Here is a 19180-nt window from a genome sequence, read left to right on the forward strand (position 1 = left end):
GAGGGGTTGAACTGGGCTTATGAGAAATTTGCCAAACGAGACGAATAATGGAGTATTATTATATATATTGACAAAAATCGTATTTATGCCATCGATATATGCTCAGCAATCTCGCCACATTCGCATCGAAATCACAAATCATTTTTGTGCAAAATTTTTCTTTAGACTCTATCTTCTTGGCCAGGACGGCAAAAAAAGCGTAAGGTAATTTGGACACTTTCCGCAGTTTGCGCGGCTAATGCGGACACTTTCAGCTCGATCTGCCAGTTAAATCGGACACTTTCTGGGCAAACTTTGCAAACAACCTGGACACTTTCCGTCAAAAAGTGTCCTGAGTGCAAATTGAAATGCTGGAGGCCATGGATTTCGGGGCTTACGGGGAGTGTCCACGATTCGCAAAGGTCACACAATCCTTCAAGCCTGCTGAACAGCCGCCTCGATGATCAGCTGGATCAAAAGCGCAACCTGCACGCTCAAGGCAACGTTTGCCGGGTAAACCAGGCCGATATCGCGATGAAATGTGTGGGCGCCAAGATCGTGGGCACGCACGGACGCAGGCCAGGCATTTCGGGTGACGGTTTGTGGCACCAATGCCACTCCAACACCCTTCCCCACCAATTCGGTGATTGCATCCAGCTCGTCCAGTTCACACACGTCTTGGGTGTTGAAATGAGATTTTTGAAGGAAGCGATCGACCTGTCGCCCGCCAAATGACGAGCGATCGTAGCGAATGAAGGGCTGCGTCGAAAGCATTTCAGTCCACTCGCCATCGGCGAGCCCAGCTGGAACTATCAGCCTGTAGGGCTCGCTCGCCAGCGTTGTCCAGTGAAGGTCACTTTGCAGTTCGAACGGCGGCCTGATGATCACGGCAATGTCGATTTCCCGGGCATCTACCGCACTGAGCAACTCCAATGACAAGCCAGGGATGATCCGCGTGCGGCATTCAGGCCGCGCACCATGAAACTGCGCCAGTGCCTGTGGCAGTAATGTCCGCTGTACCGACGCGATGGCACCCACCTCTACCTGTACGGTAGGCGCCGCGCCCAATGCACTGGAACCCAGGCTGTTGTAGAGCCGGATCACTTCCTGGGCCTGCGCCAAAATCTGTTGCCCACGCCGGTTTAGCTGGGCGTTGCGTCCTTTGCGTTCAAATATTTCATACCCAAGTTCGGCCTCGAGCCTTTGCATCTGCGCACTCACGGCTGCCTGGGTCAGATTTACCTTAAGCCCGGCCGCAGCGAACGTGCCTTCGCGGGCCACAGCGATCAGTGTCTTGAGCTCGCGGATCATTCATCAATTTCCTTTGTGCTTTTAAGAAAAATATATTGATTTTTTTATCATTTAGCCACTCCTAGAATCGGCGACAACAAGAAACAAGCATCCGCCCCAACAACAACCTGGTTACCCATAACCCCTAGGAGTCTCTGATGAGCCTGTCCCCCTTCCATCTCGCCATCCCGGTTTACGATATTCCAGCGGCACGCAAGTTCTACGGCGAGGTGTTCAACCTTGAAGAAGGCCGTTCGGCAGCCCAGTGGGTTGACTTCAACTTTTACGGCCACCAACTGGTCATTCACGAACATCCCAAGATGGCCTATCAGGAACATGCACTGAGCAACCCGGTAGATGGCCACAATGTGCCAGCCCCGCACTTTGGTGTGATATTGCAGTGGGACGAGTGGGAAGCACTTGCCCAGCGTCTGACCGACCTGGGTACCGAATTCGTTATCGAGCCCTATATCCGCTTCAAAGGCCAGGTGGGCGAACAAGCCACCATGTTCCTGTTCGACCCGTGTGGTAACGCTCTGGAGTTCAAAGCCTTCAAGGACAGGGGGCAGATCTTCGCTAAATAACTTGTTTGCCCGCGTGCACTGGGCGTGAGCGGCTCGCTCACGCCTGCAGTCACTGCCCACAGCGCAGCACACCCCCTCTCACAATAAAAATAGGCTGGCGTTATGAAAAAAGTCCCATTGGTCTGGCAGATCGTCATCGGTTTATTGCTCGGCATCGGAGTTGGGTGGTTTTTGAATACACACCCAGAGCATCAAGCATGGGTTAGCAGTGAGGTGCTCAAACCCTTGGGGGACATCTTTATCAAAATGATGAAGATGATTGTCGTGCCCATCGTTTTCTGCTGCATGGTGCTCGGCATTGCAGGCGGTGGCGACAACAAGTCGTTTGGCCGTATGGGGGTCAAATCCCTCGGCTATTTCTTCGCAATTACCACCTTGGCTATCGTTGTCGGGCTGGTGCTGGCCAATCTTCTGGAGCCGGGTTCGGGCACAGTGATCGCCGGCATCGTGCATGGTGAGGCGAGTATTAAATCGGAACCCGCCAAAGGCGCCCTGTTGATCCTGCAGAATATCGTGCCAGACAACCTCTTCCAGGCGCTGTCCGAAGGCAAGCTGCTTTCCATCCTGTTCTTCGCAGTACTGTTTGGTATGGCCCTGAATGCACTGCCGCGCGAAAAAAGCGCCCCCGTTGTGGCAACGCTGCAAGGCACTGCCGATGCGATGTTCAAGCTGGTGAACTATGTCATGGCGTACGCCCCGATTGGGGTGTTTGGTATGATCGGCTCCACGGTAGCGACGTTCGGCTTCGCCTCCCTGCTCCCGCTGATGAAGTTGATCGGGGTCGTTTACCTGGCGCTGACGCTATTTGCGCTGGTCGTACTCGGCGGCATTTGCCTGTTGATCGGTGAGAACTTGCTGAAGCTTGTGCGCTATTTCAAAGATGAGTTGATTCTGGCTTGCTCGAGTGCAGCTTCCGCTGCGGTCATGCCCCAATTGATGGAGAAGCTCGAACGCTATGGAGTTCCCCGGCGCATCGTCAGTTTTGTCGTGCCGGTCGGCTATGCCTTCAACCTGGACGGTGCATCTATTTTCCTGGGAGTTGCCACAATCTTCATCGCGCAGCTTTACGGCATAGACCTCTCCCTGTCTCAGCAAATACTACTGGTGGTCACCATGGTGCTCACCTCCAAGGGCGCAGCCGGTGTTCCAGGCTTCGCAATTATCATCCTGTCCGCCACGTTGGCATCCGCCGGGCTTCCGCTTGAGGCGGTAGCGCTGGTGGCAGGTATCTTCCGAGTGATTGAAAGCGGTACCACCACGCTGAATGTGCTTGGCAATGCAATCGCGCCATTGGTGATTGCCCGCTGGGAGGGGGTTGAGTTGAGGTCACCTGGCCGGGAAGCAGCCAGTAGTAGTTGATAGGCCTCTGCAGTATCCGCTCCCACAGGTTCACTGGGAGCGGTTTTTTTCAGGACGCATGAACTAGCGCAACAAAGCCAACATGCTCGCGGCATCGCTGCACTCGAACTTGCCGGGTGCTTCGATGGCGATGTGTTTGACCACCAGGTCGTCGACCAGCATGGCATAGCGTTGCGAGCGCCGGCCCATGCCACGCGCCGAAAGGTCCTGCATCAGCCCCAGGGCCTCGCTGAACTCTCCATTGCCGTCGGCAATCAGATTAACCGCATCACCCACCTGCAGGCTAAGGCCCCAGGCATTCATGACGAACGCATCATTGACCGAAACACACAGAATCTCGGCAACCCCAGCGGCGAACAGCGCCGGTGCCGCGGCCACGTAGCCCGGAACATGCCGTTCAGAACAGGTGGGGGTGAAAGCACCTGGCAAGCCGAAAATTACTACCTTTTTCTGTTTGCAGCGCTCGCGCAGGGAAAAAGCGCTCGGGCCAACCGCGCAGGCGCCCTCCCCGTTACCGTATGCGTAAAGCGTTACGTCGGGCAGTAAATCAGCGGTTTTGATCATTGTTTTCTCCTCGGTTGTTCATGGCGCACAAATGGTTTAGGGGCGCGATCGAAGCACGCTGTCGATTTCGGCCGCTACCTGGCTTGCTGCATCCTCGATCGTCCCTTCATTACGGCACAGTACCCAGCCGTGCTCCATCACCGCACGCTCGAAGGCCTCGGTACACGCCACCTGTTCGTCCAGGCTATGGATCACCGTACTGCCCAGCCCACGCGTTCTCGCTGCGGCTCTTGCCCATGAAGTAGCCGGGGCTGTGACCACCCCGACATGCAAATCCGGTACTTGCACCTGTCGCTCGATGTTCAGGCGCAATATTTCGGCAAACGGGATTATGCGGCGAAATGCAGCATCGGACGGGTACCAACGATCAATCAGGATGATGCTACCCGGCGGTTGCTTGGGCAGCACCTGGCGGGAAATCCAGGCACGGCTTTCGGCGAAGCGCTCACACACGTTTAACTCCAGGTCCCGCGAAGGGTTTCTGACGAGTTGGTTGACCAGCGCCATGGTTTCTCCCCGGTAGGGGTCGCTTTTTTTCTCGCAAAGCCGGATCACTTTGTAGTTGTCAGCCCTCAGGGCTTGGGTAACAGCTTCCAGCAGTGTGGTTTTGCCGGTGCCCTTGGGCCCATCGATGGAAACAAACAGCGGGCGGTTCATTTTTCATTACCAGTCGGGCTAAGCGCGGGATAAGACCATTGATCGCTGCCAAGCTACAAGGGTTGCTCGACAAGAGTACATTTGTGCTCTTGCGCGCCAGAGGCCATCACTCTGCGCTGACCACCCGGTTACGCCCGGTGTCCTTCGCCCGGTACAAGCGCTCATCTGCCCACTTGAGAATGGCGGCCGACGTTTGCTCAACGGACGTGCGGCAGGCAACCCCAATAGAAATCGTCATCGCCCCCACCTTGTCCAACGGGCTGGCCTGTATCGTCATGCGAATGCGTTCGGCAATTTCGGTCGCTATCTGTAGGCTGGCGCCCGGCAAGAGCAGGCAGAACTCTTCTCCACCCGCGCGGCAAGCCAAGTCGCCCGCGCGTGAACAGGACTGGATGATGCCCGCGACATGCTGCAGGGCTACATCCCCTACGTCGTGCCCCCAGGTATCGTTCACACGCTTGAAGTGGTCGATATCCAACGCCAGCGCGCAATATTGCTGCGCGTTCTGGTCGAGGATCGCCAGCGCTGCATTCATGCCGCGGCGGTTGACCAACCCGGTCAGCGGGTCGCTTTCTGCAGCGTGGTTGAGGTTGCTGATCTTCTGGTCCAGTGACTTAACCCCGGCCAGCAGCGCGCTGCGAATGGCCGCAGCCTCTGCGTACCAAGCATTCAACGCGTGCAGTTCCCGGCTTGTCTCAAGTTCAGGCACGTGGTGGGCAGTGTGGGCCAACTGGCGCAGTGGGCGGCTAACCCAGGTGGATACCGCCAAGATCAGCAACAACCCGATCAGGCTCACCGGGAGCAGTTTCAACAGCATGTCGTGCATCAGGTTACGCAACGGACTCAGCGCGTTCTGCCGCGGCTGCTGGGTTACCACCGCCCAATGCGCACCTTTGACTTCGGCGTACCCGGCCAACATCGGTATGCCTCGGTAGTCCGTTGCTTGCAGCTCCCCCTCTCCCCCTCGTAAGGCTGCGTGGGCAGTGGCGCTGGCGTTTAGCACCGCCCCCAGCCTGGCTGCATCCGGGTGGTAGAGGATCTGCAGGTTCTCATCCACAACGAACGCAAAGGCGTCGGCGAGTTGATGCCCGCCAATCAGGACACTCATTACCCCACCTTGCTGAAGGTTCACCACCCCACCAATCAATCCGAGTACCTTGCCCCTGCCATCGTGGATGGGGTTGGCTATGAACACACTGAAATGGCCCTCCGGTGCGGTGAACGCCTGGCTAACCAGCGGGCGCCCTGCCGTTGCCGCCTGCCTGACGGCATCGGTAAGTTTCGCGGCTTTCGCAACGTCCAGGTGCGGGTAACCACCGAGAATATTCCCCGAGGCATCGGCAACGATCACGAATTGAAGCTCGGAATCCTGCACCTGCAGGCGTTTCGTCTCAGCGGTCACAAGGGCTTGGTTGCTGAAGTCTTGCCCGATCAACTGGCTGCTGTATTGCAGGCGCTCATGCACTGAATGGATGAACTGGTCGATACCCGACGCCACCTTGTAGGCATAAGCCTTGTGGGACTCCAGGGCTGAATGGATCAGCGAATCTCGCAGCACCCCATATGCCACCACCAGGCAAGTGACCAGGGTGACCAGGACGCTGGTCGACAAAAGCGACAGCATCAGGCCGCGAATACCTATGTATCGCGCGCTCGTTCTTTCCATGAATACCGGCTCCCCCTGCCCCCTCCAGAGCGTAGAAGACTCCGGCAGCGGTGCAAGCACGGGGATAAGGCGTTGACACGGTCGAGCAGAAATAGCTGAGTTGGCGGGTCGCGAGAGGGCTGCGTAGCAGCCCCGGCGCTTGTTGCATTGATGCTGAATCCAGGGGGTCAGCGCCAGCCTTGCGGTGGCGCCGCCCCTGTCAGGCCTTACACCGCCAGCGCGCGCTCACGCAGCTCGCTGTTGAGGATGCGGTCGTTTTCGCTGTAATCGACCGGGCAGTCGATCACGTGCACACCTGGGGTCTTGATGCAGTGCTCGAGCAGCGGCAGCAGGCCTTCGGCGCTTTCCACGCGGTGGCCGTTGGCGCCGTAGGCTTCGGCGTATTTGACGAAGTCCGGGTTGCCGTAGTCCAGGCCGAAATCGGTGAAGCCCATGTTGGCCTGCTTCCAGCGGATCATGCCGTAGCCGTCGTCACGCAGGATCACCACGGTGATGTGCATGCCCAGGCGCACTGCAGTTTCCAGCTCTTGGCTGTTCATCATGAAGCCGCCGTCGCCGCACACCGAAATCACCGGGCGCTCTGGGTGCACCAGGTGCGCGGCCATCGCCGATGGCAGGCCCGCGCCCATGGTCGCCAGGGCGTTGTCCAGCAGCACGGTGTTGGGTTTGTGCGCCTTGTAGTTACGGGCGAACCAGATCTTGTAGATGCCGTTGTCCAGGGCGACGATGCCTTCGGACGGCAGCACGCGACGGATGTCGGCAACCAGGCGCTGCGGGTAGACCGGGAAGCGGTCGTCGTCGGCACCTTCGGCGATCTGCGCTTCGTTGGCTTCACGAATCGCCAGCAGGCGGGTGAAGTCCCAGTGCGAGGTGTCGTTCAGCGCTTCGCTGATCTGCCACACGGCGTTGGCGATGTCGCCGATCACTTCTACCTGCGGGAAGTATACGGCATCGACTTCGGCAGAGCGGAAGTTGATGTGAATGACTTCGGTGCCGCCACGGACCATGAAGAACGGCGGCTTTTCGATCACGTCGTGGCCGATGTTGATGATCAGGTCGGCAGCTTCGACGGCGCGGTGCACGAAGTCACCTGACGACAATGCCGCGTTACCCAGGAAGCGCGGGTGGCGCTCGTCGACCACACCTTTACCCATCTGGGTGGTGATGAACGGGATGCCGGTTTTGTCGATCAGCTGCTTGAGAACCTTGGCGGTCATCTTGCGGTTGGCGCCAGCGCCGATTACCAGGATCGGGCTGCGCGCGTTTTGCAGCTTCTCGACGGCAGCTTCGATGGCCACGTGCTCGGCCAACGGGCGGCGGTGCAGGCTGCGCGGGATCGGCAGTGCGTCGGTCTGCTCGGCAGCGATGTCTTCCGGCAGTTCCAGGTGCACGGCACCCGGCTTCTCTTCTTCGGCCAGGCGGAAGGCTTCGCGCATACGGGCCGGGATGTTGTCAGCCGAGGCAAACTGGTGGGTGTACTTGGTGATGGGGTCCATCATGCCGCACACGTCAATGATCTGGAAGCGGCCCTGCTTGGACTTCTTGATCGGCTTCTGGCCTGTGATCATCATCATCGGCATGCCACCCAGGTAGGCGTAGGCGCTGGCGGTGACCAGGTTGGTCGCGCCAGGGCCGAGGGTGGACAGGCTGACGCCGGTCTTGCCGGTCAAGCGACCATAGGTAGCAGCCATGAAACCTGCGGACTGCTCGTGACGGGTAAGTACCAGCTTGATCTTCGACTTGCGCAGGGATTCGAGCAGGTCGAGGTTTTCCTCACCAGGAATGCCGAATACATACTCGACACCTTCGTTTTCCAGGCATTGCACAACGACATCGGCGGCCTTGGCCATTTGGGGTACTACCTCAAAATCTTCGTGGGATTGCAGATTTATTAAGCTGCGTGACTGAGATGTTGCAGGATGTCTCAGTGGCGCGCATCGTAGGCCCTCTGGTTAATAATAATAAATATATTGTTATGATGCCTGAGATCACACTTCGTTATAAATGCAGCTCCTAGGATTGGTAGTCCCCACAATGAACCTCAAGGCATTGCGCTGCTGCGTCGAGATCGTGCGCCAGGGCAGCTTCACCAAGGCCGCGCAGCACCTGCATATCGCCCAGCCGGCGCTGAGCATGGCGGTTACCCGCCTGGAAGAAGAACTGGGCGTAACCCTGTTCAACCGCACTACGCGCAAGGTCATCCTGACGGCCGAGGGTGAGCGCTTTCTGCCCCGTATTGAATCGGCCCTGCGCGAAATGGATGTGGCCCGGCAAGAGCTACGCGACATGGCCGACCTGAAGCGCGGCGAAGTCCGCCTGGGCATCCCACCGATGTTCGGCCTGCACTATGTGCCTGGGCTTATGAACGCCTTCCGCCAGCTGCACCCGGGCATTGCCATGACCGTGTTCGAAGGCAGTGCCGAGGACATTGGTCATCGCCTGGAACAACGGGAAATCGACCTGGCGTTGCTCGAGTCCCGGCGCGTGCCGCCGGACAAAGAATCGATCCTGCTGGGCAGTGACGAGATGTTGGCGTGCATGCACCCCGACCACGCCTATGCCGGCAAGGCGTTTCTCACCGCCGAGGACCTGCGCAATACCGACATGGTGGTGTTCGACCGTACCTTCGTGCAACGCCACCTGCTGGATGCGTTCTTCGCCGAACATGGGATCACTTACCAAGTCGCGCTGCAGAGTAACTTTGTTTCGCTGGTGGTGCAGGCCGCGCTGGACAACATGGGCGTGGCGACCCTGCTGCGTTCGGTACAACAGCGTACGCCGGGCATCGTCGGTGTGCCGTTTCGCCCGGCGCAGCTAATGAGCTTCAGGTTGTGCTGGCGCTCGGGGGAATACCTGTCGCTGGCCAGCAAGCGCTTCATCGATTTTGCCGCGCAAACAAACTACCTGGAGCGATAAAGGCATTACTGACCCGCGCCCACCATCGCGCTTTGCGCCACACAATAACCATCCCTGCCCTGCTGCTTGGCCTGGTACAACGCCGCATCCGCTGCCGCCATCAGGCGCTCGGCTGTCACCCCCTCGCGTGCCAGGTCACCCACGGCTATCCCGGCACTGAACGACACTCGCCCCAACGGGCTGCCGGCATGTTCCAGCGGTTGCCGACGCAACAGTTGTTGCACCTCTTGCACCAGCAGTTGCGCCCCGTGGCCATCGGTATCAGGCAGCAGCAGGGTGAATTCCTCGCCGCCGTAGCGCACCGCCAGGTCGGCCGGCCGCTTCAAGGCCTGTTGCAGCACCTCGGCAAAGCGCCGCAGGCACTGGTCGCCCGCAGGGTGCCCGTAGCGGTCGTTGTAGGCCTTGAAGTAATCCAGGTCGAGCATCACCAGCGCCAGCGGGTAGCCTTGGCGTCGTGCCCGGCGCAGCTCCGGCTCGAAAACCGCATCGAGCCGCCGGCGGTTACCCAGCCCGGTGAGGCTGTCGGTCAAGGCCAGGGCTTTCAGCGTCTGGTGCGCCTGGTGCAATGCCCGCTCAATGACAATGCGCTCGCGCAACTGGCGCAGTACCACGCCGCCAAATGCAGCCAGCCCCACCAGCAACAGCAGCAACACGGCCACCGATTTGATCGCGTCGTGCCGCCAGGGTGCGACGATTGACTCCCGCGACAAGCCTGCTTCTACCACCAATGGGTAGCTGGACAGCGCGCGATAGGCATACAGCCGTGGTGTGCCATCGACCACTGCCACTGCCTCGGCCACCCCTTCCGACGCATATGGCAAATGGTTGCGGAAGATTTCGCTGCTGGCCAGGCTGCGACCCACCACTTGCTCAAGGAACGGGCGCCGGACCAGAACGGTGCCGTCGCGCTTGGCCAGTACCAGCGCGCCACGCTCGTCGATCTTGAAATCGCCGTAATAACGTACAAACCACCCCACCTTGATCGTGCCCAGCAGCACCCCGGCGAAGCTGCCATCGGGGTACTCCAGGCGCCGTGAAATGGGGATGATCAGGTCGCCAGTGGAACGGCTGCGCACCACCGAGCCGATATGTACGCCACGGTCGGCATGGGTGCGGTGGTAAATGAAATAATCTCGGTCGGCATTGTTGGCGTTGGCCGGGGGGGCCGCCTGATCGGTGACGATCCAGCTGCCATCCGGGCCATACACGAACAACCCGTGCAACTGCGGCATGATATTTTTCTGCTGGACCAGCAAGGCATGCAGGCGCGGCCGATCGATGTGGTCGAAACCGTCACCTTGCAGGCGCTCGGCCAACGCTGCGGTGATGACGTCCACCTGGCGGATGGCGTCTTCGGCGTGCTGCGCTGTGGCCCGGGCCAGGTTGGTGACCATGTTCTCTGCGTTGCTAAAGGCATGCCGGTAGTCGCGCCAGATGCGCCAGCCTTCCACCATGACGAAGGTCAGCATTACCACCAACATGAACGCCAGGACCAAGCGAAACAACGCCACGGCGCGGCCCTCGCCGGTTACCGCGAACAGTCCCTCTTCCTCTTGTTTCCTGGCTGCGCACATTGAAATCCCTAGCCATACTGCGTTTGCCGCCATTCACTATAGTTCAGCGCTCCCTGAGCGCCGCCACGAAAAAGATTAAACCTTTGCCTCGGCTTTGCCCTCAACCGTAAGCGACGCAGATGTCGCGCCACGGTTTAAGGAGTGAAGCATGAGCAATCTCTTCATCAAGCGCGTCGGGTTCTCCATGGTGCTGGGCCTGGCATCGGTACACGCACTGGCGGCCAGTTCCGATGACTTTGTCGAGGCGGCCACAGAGGCCGGCATTGCCGAAGTGGTCACCGGCAACCTGGCCAAGGAAAAAAGCCAGAACAGCGAAATCAAGACATTCGCCCAGGAAATGGTCACTGACCATACCAAGGCTAACCAGAAACTGGGCGACATCGCCCGCAAGCTGGATATTTCCGTGCCCGATGAGGCGGCAATAACCGACAAGGTCAAAAAAATGATCCTGGAATGGCGAGAGGAGTCCTTCGACAAGTCGTACATCAACAACCAGGTCGACGCTCACGAAAAGGCGGTGGAGCTGTTCAAGAAGGAAGCGGCATCGTCAGACAAGGCTGAGCTGAAGGCCTTCGCCAGTGAAACCCTGCCCAAATTGGAACAGCATCTGAAGCACGCCAAGGCGCTTCAGGCCAAACACGACAAGTGAGGCCCGCATGAGTAATGAAGCATTGAAAGCCGAAGTGCTGACCCGCCTGCTGCACGCTCACCCTCATGGGCTGGGTAAGGAAGTACTGGATAACTACCGCGGCGAGAAGGCGGTGGCCGGCATGTTGAAAGCCCTGCAGGAGGCCGGATTGATCCAGGATGGCAGCGTGGTGGTGGGCCACGACCACCAGATCAGTGTGAACTACCCGATCAAACTGTCGGCGGCTGGGGTGGAAGCGGCCAGACAAGCCGAGGCTTGAACACACCCCCTTGTTAGGCAAGACCGCGGGGCCGCTTTTGCGGCCCTTTTGCGACACCGGGCCGCTAAATTGAGCGCTTCTGTCTGTGGCTTATGGCGTCCCCACAGCGGCCGACAATTGCAGCTGACACTCCTTCAACGCCGCATCTCGCGTGGCGAGTTGCTCTTCAAGCAGCAGCAACTGACGAGCCTGCTGGGCGCACAGGTCGCGCCGCTCCTCCAGGCTTTTTGCCTGCACATCCAGCTGCCGGCGCATTTCCTCGCTGGCGCCCTGTGCCTGGGCCAGGATGGTGCGCAAGCCTTGGATCTGCGCATCGCGCTGCTCCAGCAATTCATCCTGTGCCCTGCAAGCGCTGGCCGCCTGACGGTGCTCACCCAGCAAACGCTCATTATCGCGGTGCAGGCGGGTTAGCTCGTCCTGCTTGACGATCAAGCCCTGTTGCAGTTGGCGCACTTCCACTTGCAGCTGTTGCAGTTGCGCTTCGTGGCGGCGTTGTTCCTGTTCACGCTGTTCGCGGCTGGCGGTGCGATAGTGCTCCAGCGCGTCGCGGGCATGCCGGTGCTTATCCTCCAGTGACTTCACCTGCTCGTCCTTGTCGGCCAGGCGCACCTGCAATTCGCCCAGCGACTGGTTGAGGCTGGCACTGCGCAGCTGTTCGGCTTGCAGCGTGCTTTGGGTGGAAAGCAGTTTTTCCGATTCGGCGGCCAGTGCGGCGACATCAATTTGATGCTGCTGGTGCGCGGCAGCCAGCGCCTGTTGGGTAATCGCCAGCTGTGCTTCCAACTGTTCGCGTTGTGCGGTGAAGGTGCTTTCGGCCTGCTCGATCCTCAGGTCGGCCTCGTCCTGCAACTGGGTTGCCAGTTGCCCAACCATTCGGCTCAACACGTCGCTCAATGCTATGCCGCCCTCGGCGGCTACCGGCTGCTGGCCGTTCAGCTCCTTGAGGTAGCGGTGAATCGTGGTCTTGGAGCCGGTATTGCCCAGCTCGATACGTATGGCATCGATGCTGGGGTTCTCGCCCCGGGCAATCAGCGCCTGGCGCGCCTGCTGCACTACCACCTTGTTAATACCGCCCCGGGCCATGCTTGCTCCTACGATTTTGTACTGTGTTATGTACTATGTAATTACGTACCAATTATGACGATATGCAAAGCTGCCTGCAAACCTTTCCTAAGGTGGAATAATCACGGCTTATCGCATGTGAATGGCATGTTTAGGCTTTTTAGGGGCAAAACCCGTACGCCAAACAGCAAAACGCCCCGCTCGGCTTCAAGCCGGCGGGGCGTCGTAAGGTTGCTAGGGGTATGCAGCGCGTTACTGGCTAGCCAAGCCCATCTGCCAGAAATCCGCCTCCAGGCTGGAGGCCTGGGCAAAAATCCCCACCAGTTCGGTAAACCGCTGCTCGGTCATGCTCCGTGCCGCCAATTCATCCAGGTGCTTGCGTGCCGCCGCTGCGACAGCTTGGTAACCCGCCCCGGCATACTCGCCAATCCATTCGCGGTACGGGTGGTTGCTCAAGTCACCAATGCGTTCGGACAGCGCCCGGCCAATTTCCGCATAGCCGACAACACAAGGCGCCAGCGCCACATGCAACTCCAGCAAGTCACCCGCAGCGCCGCAGTCCAGCACATAGCGGGTGTAGGCCACCGTGGCCTGGTGCTCAGGCGCCGCCTCGATATCCGCCTGGGTTAGCCCCCAGCGCGCGCACAGGCGCAAGTGCAGCTCGGTTTCGTCCAGAATCGCTGCCAGCCCGGCCTGCGCAGCGCGAATGTCAGCCGGGCGACGGCTCTTATAGGCCGCCAGCGCCCAAGCACGGGCGAACTGGATAAGGAACAGGTAATCCTGCACCAGGTAGGTCCGGAACGCGGCCTCGCTTAGCGTCCCCTCGCCCATCTGGCGCACGAAGTCGTGGTCGACATAGCTGTTCCACTGCGGCGCAGCGGCCGCCTTGAGCCGGTCAAAGATATCCATGCTTATTGGTCCTCTGGGTAAACGGCGTCGAAGAAAGCCAACTCCAGCGCCACGGTGCGCTGGTAGAAGTCACTCGCCAGCGCGGCTTCCTGCCGGCCAACGCGGTCGAGCTCGGCCTGCAGGAAGGCGACGAAGTCCTGGAACGCCGGGTTGTCGTGCAGGGTGATCCACTCGGCGTGGACGAAGTTGCCGGGCATCGGCTTTGGCGCCTTCAGCGCCCAGTCCAGGTACAGGCCTTCGGCAACGTTGAGTACCGCCAGCGCGGCCGCGTAGGACCGGGTGGCCGCCGCTTCGCGCATGATTGCCTTGAACCCTGCGGTGGGTGCGGTATCAGCCGGTTCGCTGCGTTGTGCGGGGCTAACACCCAAGGCTTCGAAGGCGCGCAGGAAGTAAGTGTTCTCGTCGCTGGAAATCATCCCGGCAAAGCGGCCGAAGCGCAGGCGCGCCTCGAAGGTGTCGGCAGTGGCGATGGCTGCGCCCAGCAAGGTCAGGAAGCTGTCGAGGAAGCGGTGGTCTTGCACCAGGTAGCTGACCATGATCGGGTCCGGCAGGCTGCCGTCGCACAATTGGGTCACGAAGCGGTGGCCAACGGCCGCCGACCAGGTGGGCTCGCTCTGGCGGCGCAGGGTCTGGCTGAAGCGTTCGGTCATCAAGCTGTCCTTGAAAGGGGTGACAGCGAGACCGTGAGGGTGGGCATGGACGGGCCTCGCAGTGAGGCCGGCAAAAGGCAGGTTACAAGCCCCATCCCTTCGCCGGCATGATCCGGATCAGGTTCGAAGGGTCACCGCGCTGCAGCATGAAGCGGTTTCTCAGCCCGATGCCGGGCTCCCCTTGGTGGCGCTCAGGTATACCCCAGCACAACGGCGCTGTCACTACCCGCGCCACCCAAATAATGGGCAATGGGTGACCCGCTAATGGGGACATATACCCATTCTTGACGCGCCATTATTTAGTGCACATCAGGCGCTACAAGGATTTGTTTAACAAAGCATTACTGAAATATCTGTTGGCACAGCCGTTGCTCAGGCCCTTAAACCAGGCAAAACGCCACTGATGGCTGAGAGCCATGTAGCCCCGAGCGAGGCATAACGCAATGAAAACACCCCTGATCCGCCCTACCAGGCACGCATTCCAGCTGTCCTCCGTCACTGTGCTGATGGTCAGTCTTGGGCTGATCACGGCCATCGCCTCCCCCCTTGACGACAACAGCATGCCCCCGCCGACCGACCCGTCGGCCTACTCCGACCAACCAGACGATCCGACCCCGGCATTGCTCAATCTGAGCACCTTACCCGAGGCCAATGAAGGCTCGCTGGAGCTGACTGATGGCGCTTGGGGCGACCGCAGCACGGTCACCACCGACAACGTGCTGCCGCCACTCATGCAAACCTCGGACAGGTACCCCACCAACGGCAAGCCCAGCCCGCTGTACGGTGCCCAGCCGTTTACCCAGCAATTGCTGCTGTTTGAAGAATTCGGCCCGGAAAAGCTCGACCCGACACTGCCACCACCCGACTTGACCTTCCCGGTCCCCACCCTGGGCGCGTCGCCAGCGCAAGACCCTAACGTAGTGGCCCGCAGCGGGCCCAGCGGCACTGCGCTGGAAGCGTTTCTCAAGCAGCCGGGCCTGTATCCATTCCCGGCCCAATACTCAAACGTGCTTGATCGCAACCCATGGAAGGCACAGATCGAGATGTTCCTCAATCGCCACCCCGTCGGTTCGCCGGCAGAAGGCCGGCCGCCAGGAAAAGGCTGGTCGCACCAGCGCTGGAACGAGTTTTATCCCCAGGCTGGGTTCAAGACCGCCCAGGCCGGCGCGCGCATCAACCTTGGCCTGCGTGACCGCAAACAAATGCACAACTATGCCCTTGGCGAATTCGCACCGGGCGGCCTGTACTACCAAACCTCCGACATCCCCACCACCCTGGGCACTACCAAGGGCATCGATACCCGCTTCCACCCGAACTTCCCGCTGCAAAACCACAAGTCGCTGTGGACCTTCGATGGCACCTTCCCGCCCAAGCTGCTGATGGTGCGCTATGGCCAGCCGATCCTGATGCGCCATTACAACGCCCTGCCGATCGACCCGTCGGCCAACGGCGGCTTTGGCCTGCACACCATCTCTACCCACGAGCACAACGGCCATTCGCCGGCCGAGAGCGACGGCTTTGCCAACGCTTACTTCTTCCCGGGCCAGTACTATGACTACCGCTGGCCGGTGCAACTGGCCGGTTACGACACCATCAATACCCGCGCCCAGGACCCCCGTGCCGCATTCCCCTGCTCGCCGGGCGAAACCCTGTTCGTCAACGACGCCTCGCCAGGCCTGAAAACCTGCGAAAACGGCAGCATCAAGATTCGCGGTGATTGGCGCGAAACCATGAGTACCCACTGGTTCCACGACCACATGATGGATTTCACGGCGCAGAACGTCTACAAAGGCAACGCCGTGATGATGAACTACTACAGCGCCCTGGACCGCGGCAACGAAGCCCTGCAGGATGGCGTCAACCTGCGCTTCCCGAGCGGCTCGGCCATGCCGTGGGGTAACCGTGACTACGACGTCAACCTGGTAGTCGCCGACAAGGCCTGGGATGCCAACGGCCAGCTGTGGTTCAACCCGTTCAACACCGATGGTTTCCTCGGCGACCAGATCCTCGTCAACTGGCAGTACCAGCCCAAGCTCAAGGTCCGCGCGCGCAGCTATCGCTTCCGCATCCTCAACGGTTCGGTGTCGCGCTACTTCAAGTTTGCCGTGGTGCGTGAAATTGCCGGTAGCAGTGGCGAGTTCAAGGGCCCTTCCGGCTCCAACGTGTCGTATGCCCGCGTGCCGTTCCACATGATTGCCAACGACGGCAACATCATGGAACACGCCGTGCCATTCGACGGCACCATGGACCTCAACGGCGACGGTGATACCAAGGACAACAACGGTATCCTGCCGCTACAAGGCATTGCCGAACGCTACGACATCATCATCAACTTCGCCAAGAACGGTATCAAGGCGGGCGACAAGCTGTACTTCGTCAACCTCGAAGAGCACCGTACCGGCAAAGGCCCTGAAGGTACGATCTCGCTGGCCGACGTGCTGGCCGAGAAATACAAGGCAGTCATCAAGCAGACCAGCAAGGGCCCAGTTTGGGATAACGGCGACCCCGCCGTCGGCAAGTTCCTGCAACTGCTGGTGCAGCCTTATACCGGCCAAGACCTGAGCATGGATCCGTTGGCCTACGAACCGGCCAAGCCGGGCAAGGCCGCAGGCCTGAAAATGATCCCGCTGCCGATTGACCGCAACTCGGCCACCGACCAGGCCAAGCTCAAGGATGCCCGCCATCGCGAGTTCATCTTTGGTCGCTCCGATGGCACCGACACCACCCCTTGGACCATCAAGACCGACGGCGGCTTTGGCTACAGCATGGACCCACGACGCATCAGCGCGGCGCCACAACTGGCCAACCAGTCCACCGATGGCGGCTTCAGCGGCGACGGAACCCTGGAAGTGTGGAAAATCATCAACGGCGGTAATGGCTGGAGCCACCCGGTGCATGTGCACTTCGAAGAAGGCGTGATCCTCAGCCGCGACGGCAAGGCACCGCCAGAATGGGAAAAATGGGCGCGCAAGGACGTCTACCGCATCGGCCCGGATGCCGACTCGTCGGAAGAAGTGGAAATGGCCATCCGCTTCCGCGAATTCGCCGGCACGTACATGGAACACTGCCACAACACCCAGCACGAGGACTCCTCGATGTTGCTGCGCTGGGACCTTGAGCACCCCGGCCAGTTCCAAGTTATGCCAACCCCGCTGCCGGGTTGGGATGGCGTGCAGTACATGGCTTCGGTTGGTCTGCCGACCTTCCGCACCAAGGGCCATGATGGCACCGACGACCCAGCCAACAAGCCTCCCGTCGCCGCCAACGACAGTGCTGCAACCACGGCGGGCAAGCCTGTCACCCTGAACGTGCTGGCCAACGACACCGACCCGGAAGGCCACCTGCCGCTGACTGTCATTGGCCTTACCCAGCCGGACTCCGGCCAGGGTATTGCCAGCACCGACGGCACCACGGTGACCTACACCCCACCGGCCACGGTCGCCACGCCGTTTACCGCCAGCTTCAACTACACGGCGCGGGACGCCAAGGGCGCCGAGTCGGTGGCACCGGCCACGGTCAGCATCGCGGTCAGCCCGCTGGTGGCGATGGACCAGATCCAGGTCACCAGTGCCACGGTGCAGGTACGCAGCGGCAACCGCTACACCTGGGACCTGGCCGGCACTACCTCGGTGGCCACCGGCAACAGCATCACCGTGACCGCAGCCACCACCAGTGGCCCGCTTAACCTGGGCGCTGCCACGCTGAGTACCGCTACCAGCGGCGCCCGCTGGCGGTTGTCGGTAACCACCACCGGCGTTGGCCCGGCCACGCCGGCCACGGTGACGGTGAAATCGGCGCTGGGGCAAAGCGTGACGGTGCCAATCAGCATCAAATAGGTGAAAAAGGGGGCCGCTGTGCGGCCCTTCGCGGGACAAGCCCGCTCCCACAGGGGGCGCATGGCTTGCCGGCGATGGGCTGCACAGTAGCCACCCCTATACCGTTATCGACGAGGACCGCATCATGTCCGGCTCATGGCGTTTCCTGCTGGTAATCGCGCTGTTCGCTGCCAGCATCCCCTTCTGGCCGCTGCAGCCGCAACAACCCGTCGCTGAGGAAACCGCATCGCCTTGGGGCGCTGACTACTTCCCGAATGTCCCGCTGCTGACCCAGGACGGCGAAAACGTGCGGTTTTTCGACGACCTGATCAAGGACAAAGTGGTCGCCATCAACTTCATCTTCACCGGCTGCTCCGATTCCTGCCCGGTGGAAACCGCCCGCCTGCGCCAGGTGCAAAAGATCCTCGGTGACCGGGTCGGCAAGGATATCTTCCTTTACTCCATCAGCATCGACCCCTACAACGACACCCCCACTACCCTCAAGCGCTACGCCGAAAAGTTCGGCATTGGCCCCGGCTGGACACTGCTTACCGGCGAGCCGGCCGACATCGAGCAACTGCGCCGTAGCCTGGGCCTCTATATCGAGGGCCTGGAAAACGGCCGTTCCAAGGACCACAACCTGAGCCTGATCATCGGTAACCAGGCCACCGGTCGCTGGATGAAAGCCTCCCCCTTCGAAAGCCCCTATATCCTCGCCGACCGCTTGGGCAACAGCCTGCATAACTGGAAACAAGCCAACGCCAAGCCACTGGACTATGCCCAGGCGCCCGAAGTGCGCCCGCCCAGCAGTGGCGAACAGATCTTCCGCACCCGCTGCTCGTCCTGCCACACCCTGGGCACTGCCGAGCCCGGGCAACCCGGCATCGGCCCGGACCTGCTGGGCGTGACCCGCCAGCGCGACGCCAGCTGGCTGACCCGCTGGCTCAAAGCCCCTGATGAGATGCTGGCCGAGAAAGACCCATTGGCGTTGCTGCTGTATGAACAGTACAACCGCCTGGCCATGCCCAACATGCGTCTGGGTGACGCCGAAGTCAGTGCGTTGATGAGCTACATGGAGGAAGAGACCGCGCGCCTGCAAACACCTCTGGCAGATAAGGGCACGCCATAAAGCACTTTGCCGGCAACTCTGCGAGGGCCGATTTGCGGCCCCTTCGCAGGCGCACACAAAGGCCGTGCCGGCCTGCACAACTGTCCCATTTCGTTTATCGTGTGCCCATCGCACACCG

16 protein-coding genes and 1 riboswitch are annotated in these 19180 nt (G+C 60.3%); of the genes, 7 read left to right on the forward strand and 9 right to left on the reverse strand.

Annotated features, from left to right (window positions below):
• Positions 1-414: 414 nt before the first annotated feature.
• Positions 415-1290, reverse strand: coding sequence for a LysR substrate-binding domain-containing protein (locus tag DV532_RS12410; RefSeq protein ID WP_056797194.1), 876 nt, complete (start codon positions 1288-1290; stop codon positions 415-417).
• Positions 1291-1427: 137 nt separating this feature from the next.
• Between DV532_RS12410 and DV532_RS12415 the strand changes: the two genes are divergently transcribed.
• Together DV532_RS12415 and DV532_RS12420 are read left to right on the forward strand one after the other, a co-directional pair.
• Positions 1428-1853, forward strand: coding sequence for a VOC family protein (locus tag DV532_RS12415; RefSeq protein WP_056797197.1), 426 nt, complete (start codon positions 1428-1430; stop codon positions 1851-1853).
• Positions 1854-1955: 102 nt separating this feature from the next.
• Positions 1956-3212: a cation:dicarboxylate symporter family transporter gene (locus DV532_RS12420; protein ID WP_056797200.1), complete on the forward strand. Its 1257-nt coding sequence runs from the start codon at positions 1956-1958 to the stop codon at positions 3210-3212.
• A gap of 63 nt (positions 3213-3275) precedes the next feature.
• Here DV532_RS12420 and DV532_RS12425 read toward each other — a convergent pair whose 3' ends face one another.
• The 4 genes from DV532_RS12425 to DV532_RS12440 all read right to left on the reverse strand — a co-directional run bounded on the left by DV532_RS12425 (position 3276) and on the right by DV532_RS12440 (position 7949).
• Positions 3276-3776 (reverse strand): peroxiredoxin, encoded by a 501-nt coding sequence (locus DV532_RS12425; protein WP_056797203.1) that lies wholly within the window; start codon positions 3774-3776, stop codon positions 3276-3278.
• Between the two features lie 36 nt (positions 3777-3812).
• Positions 3813-4433 carry a dTMP kinase gene (locus DV532_RS12430; RefSeq protein WP_056797205.1) on the reverse strand — a complete coding sequence of 207 codons (621 nt, stop codon included), beginning with the start codon at positions 4431-4433 and terminating at the stop codon, positions 3813-3815.
• Positions 4434-4539: 106 nt separating this feature from the next.
• A complete protein-coding gene (locus DV532_RS12435) occupies positions 4540-6099 on the reverse strand; it encodes a sensor domain-containing diguanylate cyclase (protein WP_056797209.1) in 1560 nt (519 codons plus the stop codon).
• Between the two features lie 206 nt (positions 6100-6305).
• Entirely contained in the window at positions 6306-7949 is a 1644-nt protein-coding gene (locus DV532_RS12440) for an acetolactate synthase large subunit (protein WP_120715342.1), read from the reverse strand.
• A gap of 184 nt (positions 7950-8133) precedes the next feature.
• Between DV532_RS12440 and DV532_RS12445 the strand changes: the two genes are divergently transcribed.
• Positions 8134-9015 (forward strand): LysR family transcriptional regulator, encoded by an 882-nt coding sequence (locus DV532_RS12445; protein WP_056804357.1) that lies wholly within the window; start codon positions 8134-8136, stop codon positions 9013-9015.
• A 5-nt stretch (positions 9016-9020) separates the two neighbouring features.
• Here the strand turns inward: DV532_RS12445 and DV532_RS12450 are convergent, their stop codons facing one another.
• The gene (locus DV532_RS12450) at positions 9021-10589 is read right to left on the reverse strand and encodes a sensor domain-containing diguanylate cyclase (RefSeq protein WP_056804354.1); all 1569 of its coding nucleotides are present in this window, start codon (positions 10587-10589) and stop codon (positions 9021-9023) included.
• A gap of 148 nt (positions 10590-10737) precedes the next feature.
• Between DV532_RS12450 and DV532_RS12455 the strand changes: the two genes are divergently transcribed.
• Both DV532_RS12455 and DV532_RS12460 read left to right on the forward strand, forming a co-directional pair.
• The gene (locus tag DV532_RS12455; RefSeq protein ID WP_056804351.1) at positions 10738-11238 is read left to right on the forward strand and encodes a DUF4142 domain-containing protein; all 501 of its coding nucleotides are present in this window, start codon (positions 10738-10740) and stop codon (positions 11236-11238) included.
• 7 nt (positions 11239-11245) lie between these two features.
• Positions 11246-11497, forward strand: a complete 252-nt coding sequence (locus DV532_RS12460; protein WP_056804349.1) for a hypothetical protein — start codon at positions 11246-11248, stop codon at positions 11495-11497.
• Positions 11498-11587: 90 nt separating this feature from the next.
• Here DV532_RS12460 and DV532_RS12465 read toward each other — a convergent pair whose 3' ends face one another.
• The 3 genes from DV532_RS12465 to DV532_RS12475 form a co-directional block, all read right to left on the reverse strand.
• Complete coding sequence (locus DV532_RS12465; protein WP_056804345.1) at positions 11588-12580, reverse strand: DNA-binding protein; 993 nt, start codon at positions 12578-12580, stop codon at positions 11588-11590.
• 231 nt (positions 12581-12811) lie between these two features.
• Positions 12812-13474: a thiaminase II gene (gene tenA, locus DV532_RS12470; protein ID WP_056804342.1), complete on the reverse strand. Its 663-nt coding sequence runs from the start codon at positions 13472-13474 to the stop codon at positions 12812-12814.
• A complete protein-coding gene (locus tag DV532_RS12475) occupies positions 13471-14118 on the reverse strand; it encodes a TenA family protein (protein ID WP_056804340.1) in 648 nt (215 codons plus the stop codon). The genes tenA and DV532_RS12475 overlap by 4 nt, the downstream gene beginning before the upstream one ends.
• Before the next feature lie 77 nt (positions 14119-14195).
• Positions 14196-14310, reverse strand: a riboswitch (TPP riboswitch).
• Positions 14311-14561: 251 nt separating this feature from the next.
• Here DV532_RS12475 and DV532_RS12480 point away from each other — a divergent pair.
• Positions 14562-17954 carry an Ig-like domain-containing protein gene (locus DV532_RS12480; RefSeq protein ID WP_056804334.1) on the forward strand — a complete coding sequence of 1131 codons (3393 nt, stop codon included), beginning with the start codon at positions 14562-14564 and terminating at the stop codon, positions 17952-17954.
• A gap of 124 nt (positions 17955-18078) precedes the next feature.
• The gene (locus DV532_RS12485; protein WP_056804331.1) at positions 18079-19062 is read left to right on the forward strand and encodes an SCO family protein; all 984 of its coding nucleotides are present in this window, start codon (positions 18079-18081) and stop codon (positions 19060-19062) included.
• The last annotated feature ends 118 nt before the right edge of the window (positions 19063-19180 follow it).

It is taken from the genome of Pseudomonas sp. Leaf58, from assembly GCF_003627215.1.
Classification (GTDB): Bacteria; Pseudomonadota; Gammaproteobacteria; order Pseudomonadales; family Pseudomonadaceae; genus Aquipseudomonas.

What these genes read in the sequence shown, in the direction of transcription:
- DV532_RS12485 (WP_056804331.1), top strand. Translation starts at nt 18,079, where the DNA reads ATGTCCGGCTCATGGCGTTTCCTGCTGGTAATCGCGCTGTTCGCTGCC.
- DV532_RS12410 (WP_056797194.1), bottom strand. Translation starts at nt 1,290, where the DNA reads ATGATCCGCGAGCTCAAGACACTGATCGCTGTGGCCCGCGAAGGCACG.
- DV532_RS12435 (WP_056797209.1), bottom strand. Translation starts at nt 6,099, where the DNA reads ATGGAAAGAACGAGCGCGCGATACATAGGTATTCGCGGCCTGATGCTG.
- DV532_RS12415 (WP_056797197.1), top strand. Translation starts at nt 1,428, where the DNA reads ATGAGCCTGTCCCCCTTCCATCTCGCCATCCCGGTTTACGATATTCCA.
- DV532_RS12475 (WP_056804340.1), bottom strand. Translation starts at nt 14,118, where the DNA reads ATGACCGAACGCTTCAGCCAGACCCTGCGCCGCCAGAGCGAGCCCACC.
- DV532_RS12445 (WP_056804357.1), top strand. Translation starts at nt 8,134, where the DNA reads ATGAACCTCAAGGCATTGCGCTGCTGCGTCGAGATCGTGCGCCAGGGC.
- DV532_RS12480 (WP_056804334.1), top strand. Translation starts at nt 14,562, where the DNA reads ATGAAAACACCCCTGATCCGCCCTACCAGGCACGCATTCCAGCTGTCC.
- DV532_RS12425 (WP_056797203.1), bottom strand. Translation starts at nt 3,776, where the DNA reads ATGATCAAAACCGCTGATTTACTGCCCGACGTAACGCTTTACGCATAC.
- DV532_RS12460 (WP_056804349.1), top strand. Translation starts at nt 11,246, where the DNA reads ATGAGTAATGAAGCATTGAAAGCCGAAGTGCTGACCCGCCTGCTGCAC.
- DV532_RS12450 (WP_056804354.1), bottom strand. Translation starts at nt 10,589, where the DNA reads ATGTGCGCAGCCAGGAAACAAGAGGAAGAGGGACTGTTCGCGGTAACC.
- DV532_RS12465 (WP_056804345.1), bottom strand. Translation starts at nt 12,580, where the DNA reads ATGGCCCGGGGCGGTATTAACAAGGTGGTAGTGCAGCAGGCGCGCCAG.
- DV532_RS12430 (WP_056797205.1), bottom strand. Translation starts at nt 4,433, where the DNA reads ATGAACCGCCCGCTGTTTGTTTCCATCGATGGGCCCAAGGGCACCGGC.
- DV532_RS12440 (WP_120715342.1), bottom strand. Translation starts at nt 7,949, where the DNA reads ATGGCCAAGGCCGCCGATGTCGTTGTGCAATGCCTGGAAAACGAAGGT.
- DV532_RS12420 (WP_056797200.1), top strand. Translation starts at nt 1,956, where the DNA reads ATGAAAAAAGTCCCATTGGTCTGGCAGATCGTCATCGGTTTATTGCTC.
- DV532_RS12455 (WP_056804351.1), top strand. Translation starts at nt 10,738, where the DNA reads ATGAGCAATCTCTTCATCAAGCGCGTCGGGTTCTCCATGGTGCTGGGC.